The sequence below is a fragment of the Pantoea sp. CTOTU50773 genome, from assembly GCF_032082325.1.
Classification (GTDB): Bacteria; Pseudomonadota; Gammaproteobacteria; order Enterobacterales; family Enterobacteriaceae; genus Pantoea; species Pantoea communis.
In genome coordinates, this window is the sequence record NZ_DAMDQC010000229.1 from 1 (window position 1) to 5,120 (window position 5,120).

The window sequence follows — 5,120 nt, forward strand, 5'->3', positions numbered from 1 at the left end:
AGTCGATAGTGATGATGACCTCCAAAACCGGATTTACCCTTGCAGCGCTAGCAATTTTCGCCGCGCTCGCCGTGCTGTTTTCCCAATGGACGGCTTTTCTCGCCGGGACACTGCAAACGCAGATCCAACTCCACCGCCTGCTGGTGACGCATCTGCTGCAAATCAATAGCGGGCAATACAGCGCGGGGTTGTGGTTGATCGGCGTGACCTTCATTTATGGCATCCTGCACGCGGTTGGCCCCGGACATGGCAAATTTATCGTCACCACCTGGCTCACTACTCATCAACCGCCGCGCGGTGTCGCGCTCAGCGTGCCGTTTCTTGGCAGCCTGGTGCAGGGCCTCAGCGCCATCGCCTTTGTGTTTATCCTGGCCGTTGGCTTTAACCTGACGACCGGCGATCTCAGCAGCAGTCGCTGGTATCTGGAAAAAGCCAGCGCGCTGTTTATCGCCGCGCTCGGCGTGATGATGATGGTGCAAGCCTGGCGAGGTCGCAATAAGCATCTGTACCAACATCAACACCTGCACCAAGATCAGCATCAGCATCAGCATCAAGATGAGCATGAGCATGAGCATGAGCATGAGCAGCATCATGACGGCTGTGGCCATTATCACGGCATAATTACGGAATCAGTGGATAACTGGAAAGCGTGGATCGGCATTATAATTGCCACCGGTGTACGCCCTTGCAGCGGCGCACTCACAGTGCTGCTGTTTGCTAGCGTGATTGGTATTACCCGTTGGGGCATGTTTGCGGTGATGACCATGGCACTCGGCACCGGCATGGCGCTGGTTGCGCTGGCCCTGTTTGTTCGCCATTTCCGTCATCGCGCGGGAGAATTGTGGTTGGCTGAGTCATCGCCACGCACGCACCAAATACTGGGGATGGTACGTATTGCCGGAGGCGCTTTGCTGATCTTATTTGCGCTGGTGCTGTTTTTAACCGTGGTACCGATCAGTGCGAACGGGGATTATATTGCGGCGGGATGTTGATAATTTATCAAGTCTGATGCGAACAACGCCGGGCCGGCATCCTTGCCGCCCCTGCCATTAACTCACGAACACCCACGTGAATCCTGGCAGAGCACCCATCGCTGCGTGCCCGGTTGGTTGAAATCAGAAACGGTAAGACGCAGTCACCGAGAAGCTACGAGGTTCGCCATAAACGATGCCGCCACTACCGACGTTTTCGTCATACTCTTTATCGAACAGGTTGTTCAGATTTCCCTGCACGCTCAGGTTTTTCGTCACGTCGTAACGTGCGAAAAGATCAACGAACGCATAGCTGCCCTGACGTGCGCGCCAGGTGCCATTGCCGTCCGGTGCGCCAACGTCTTTGTACGTCTTCGACTGCCAGTTCACACCGCCGCCCAGCGTCAGCTGATCCAGCATCGGCAGACGATAGCTGGTGAACAGGTTGAACGAGGTGCGTGGCAGCTGTGAGTTGTCGTTCTCACCATCACGGTCTTCAGCCACATAGGTGGTGCCACCGAAGGTCATCTGCCAGTTATCCGTCAGCGCACCGTTCACTTCGAACTCGACGCCACGGCTGACTACGCCACTCTTACCAACGTAGATGGCATTACCGGTATCCGGGTTGGTCGCCCCAGTTGCTTCCGCAACGTTGTCCAGTTCTGAACGGAATACTGAAATTGAAGTGGTCAGACGGCTGTTCAACCAATCAGACTTAACACCAGCTTCATAGTTCTTACCAATGACAGGTGAAAGGTAACCACCCGAAGCATCCTGATAATCTTGTGGCTGGAATACTGAGGTATAGCTAGCGTAAGCTGACCAGTTATCATAGAAGTCCCAAATCACACCGCCGTAAGGTGTCGTGTTGTTCTTCTCCATCTCTGCACTCAGCGTCTCACGATTCCAGTTGGTATAACGCGCACCTAAAATAACATGCAGCGGATCGGCCAGTGAAATGCGAGTGGCGACATAAGCGGATTTCTGACGCACTAATTGCGTGTCTGATGCCGGCTCACGTGGATTCCAGTCGGTTTCCGGGAAGTTGCCATTGAAGTTATTGAAATCGCCCAGCTCGGCCGGCGAAATATTTGCCCACGCGCTGTAGTATTTATTATCCTGACGGCTGTAATTCACACCCACCATCAGTTCATGTTGGCGACCTAACAATTCATACGGGCCGCTGGCGAACGCATCGACGGCATCGACTTTACGTTTACCGGTGTTGTATCCAGTGCCGCCTACAACAGGGTAATTAGCATATGGCGAGGTGCCGATACCGGTGTTCTTATCGAAATAGCCATCAATGTAGAGCTGCTTACTGTCGAGGAACATCTCATTGTGTGTGCCGTTAAGCGTAATGTTCCAGCCGTTATCGAAGTTCTGCTGCAGGTTAACAAAGACCTTTTTGTTTTCTTTGTTATTGTAAGCCCACTCTGGCGAAGTGTTATACCCGCGACGTAGATGCGTTTGTGAACCGTCAGTATACCAACGCGGCGAACCACTCCACATTGGGGAGTCGGTATCGACCTGGGTAAATTCATAACCCACTGACAGCTTGGTTTTGTCGGTCAGGTCAGCATCCACCACACCGTAAATGAACTTCTTCTCGAAACCATAGCGCTCGATAAAGCTGTTTTTATCTTCGTAACCTGCGACTACACGACCACGCACGTTGCTTTCAGGCGACAGCGGCGCAGAGAGATCGGCGACATAGCGCTGTTTATCCCAGCTGCCGTAGCTCGCTTCCAGATTCCCGGTGAACTCTTTGCTGTCGGCGTGCTTACGCACCATGTTGATGGAAGCTGACGGGTTACCTGGGCCGGTCAACAGGCCGGTGGCACCGCGCACCACTTCAACGCGCTCGTACAACGCCATATCGGTTTGGGCATCGCCCAGGTTCCAGCGTGATGCAAAAGCGGTAGGTATGCCATCAACCATGTAGTTATCGATGATGAAACCGCGTGAGTAGTAGTTCGTACGATCCATATCGCTGCTGACGCCTCTAATACCGGTGGTATTCGACAGTACGTCATTCAGGGATTGCAGCTGCTGATCTTGCATACGCTGCTTGCTGACAATGCTGACCGATTGCGGAATATCACGTGCGGTCAATGCCATTTTGGTACCGGCACGGGTGACCGGGACGCTGTAATCTTTTGCTGCCTGCTCTTGCGCATCGCTGCTGGCGCTGGCATCCACAGTCAGAGTTTGTTCTGTTTTGGTGCTATCCGCGGCCTGGGCAATACCTGACGCTACCATCATTGCCAGTACAGAGATACGCAATGCACGTTGCGGTGCACGGCCTGATTCCCTGACGCGCTTTTCTTTGAAAGACATAATATTCCTCAATCAACTTATCGTTATTTTGTGTTGGCGGCATAGCTGCTGACGTCTGTTAGATCCAGCCATAAATAACGTGCTGAAAAGAAATATCAGGATGAGGTATTTCCCGACCGTGCCGTCCTGGCACAAACAGAACGACCGTAAAGATGCCGTTAAGAAAGCAAATGAGAAATATACGCATTAAGATTACTATTGCAAGAAATTGTTACCGCTTATCCGGCAATTTTACATTTGGATATTTCCTTATTCTTCAATGATTAATAATACAGGTGGGTTATTTTCGGACATTATCACGCAGATTATTGGAGCAAACCTGTGATAAATCACAGGTTCTCGTCGTGATGGTATTCAACGGATCACCAGGGCCAGCGTTTTTCCGCCAAATCCACCAGAAGACGTGAAGCGGGTGAAAGCTCACTGAGTGAGCGGAATTGCCAGCCAAAGGTACGCGGCATCATGACCAGCGGCAGTGGAATTTCAATCAACTCACCGCCCTCACCTTTTAATAAGCGGCGGGAAAGAAAACTCAACAACTGGGTTTGCGCCAGCACGGCGCGCAGCGGGGACAGCGTATTACTTTCCATTTGCGCGCGCGGCGCCGCATAGCCACCGCTGCGCAAGCGTTGTTCCAGCCACTGACGCGTCGCGACGTTATCGGAAGGTAACAACCAGTTATATTCATCAAGCTGTTCAGGCGTCGGATGAATATTCGCCAGCGGATGGTGACGGCTGGCGGCAATAACCACCGGATCCTCAATCAGCGGCCGGGTAATGAACTCGCTGTTCCCCCTGCGGCAGAAAACCCAGAATCAAATCGACTTTGTTCTCACGCAGCAGCTTTTGCAGCAAATCATTCATCCCGACCGTCACTTCGAGTCTGGCGGTGGGAGCTTTGTGCAACAAGTCCTTACTCAGTACCGGTAGCATAAATTCCGCTGCCGTGGCCGCCACGCCTAACCGGATAACGCCCGCCGTTCCCGCACCCAGCGCCTGTAAATCCTGCCGGGTGACCTGCATCATGTGCACGACTTTTTGAGCACGTTCACAAAGTAGTAGTCCCGCTTCGGTGAGTTGCATCCCACGCCCCACCTTGAGAATTAACCGCGTGGCGTAAAACTTCTCCAGACGTTGCAGACATTTGGTTAAGGCGGGCTGAGTGATACCAAGGGATTGCGCCGCCTTACCCAGATGTCCTGTTTCCTTCACCGCCAGCAGATAATGCAGATCTTTCAGTTCCATTCATTCCCACCAGGAATCAATTGATAAAATTCAGAGAATATAATTTATCACTCTACGCTGCCAGGATGGAATGACATTAACAACAGAGCAACACGCTGTTCGCGTCACCTTGTGGCGCTTAACAAGGGAGTAAAGGATGAAACATTCACTGAAAACACTGGTCGCGATGATCGCTTTGGCCAGCAGCGCACAGGTTTTGGCACAAGACACGCTGCCCGTGACGTTGCCAACGCAACAGGACAGTCGTCTGGAGCAGGTCGCCACCTCACCACGCGTGTGGAATGGCATTACCGTCAGTCATGACAACCGTTTGTTCGCCTCGTTAACGCAATCGGAAGGTGCGGGTCTGCAACTGGCAGAAGTGATCAACAATCAGCTGAAAGCCTTTCCCGATGACAGTTGGAATCAGTGGAACGCTAACGATCCGGAGCATCATTTCTACCACGTTAATGCGCTGCGCATCGGTCCGGATGGCGATCTATGGGTGATGGATTCGGGCAATAAGGGGATTGGCACCGGCGATCAGGCCGTGGCCGGTGGCGCCAAACTGGTCCACATCAATCT

The 5,120-nt window shown here is 52.7% G+C and carries 4 protein-coding genes and 1 pseudogene; 2 read left to right on the plus strand and 3 right to left on the minus strand.

Features of this window, described 5'->3' with window-relative positions; translation table 11 throughout:
- Positions 1-11 precede the first annotated feature (11 nt).
- Entirely contained in the window at positions 12-992 is a 981-nt protein-coding gene (locus RT340_RS21760) for a nickel/cobalt transporter (protein ID WP_409566176.1), read from the plus strand.
- Between the two features lie 123 nt (positions 993-1,115).
- Here RT340_RS21760 and fhuE read toward each other — a convergent pair whose 3' ends face one another.
- The 3 genes from fhuE to RT340_RS21775 all read right to left on the minus strand — a co-directional run bounded on the left by fhuE (position 1,116) and on the right by RT340_RS21775 (position 4,556).
- Positions 1,116-3,311, minus strand: coding sequence for a ferric-rhodotorulic acid/ferric-coprogen receptor FhuE (gene fhuE, locus RT340_RS21765; protein ID WP_313377729.1), 2,196 nt, complete (start codon positions 3,309-3,311; stop codon positions 1,116-1,118).
- A gap of 362 nt (positions 3,312-3,673) precedes the next feature.
- Positions 3,674-4,063 carry a LysR substrate-binding domain-containing protein gene (locus RT340_RS21770; protein WP_313377731.1) on the minus strand — a complete coding sequence of 130 codons (390 nt, stop codon included), beginning with the start codon at positions 4,061-4,063 and terminating at the stop codon, positions 3,674-3,676.
- Between the two features lie 7 nt (positions 4,064-4,070).
- Entirely contained in the window at positions 4,071-4,556 is a 486-nt protein-coding gene (locus RT340_RS21775; RefSeq protein ID WP_313377733.1) for a LysR family transcriptional regulator, read from the minus strand.
- Positions 4,557-4,692: 136 nt separating this feature from the next.
- Between RT340_RS21775 and RT340_RS21780 the strand changes: the two are divergent.
- Positions 4,693-5,120, plus strand: a pseudogene (locus RT340_RS21780) (hypothetical protein); the annotation flags it as partial.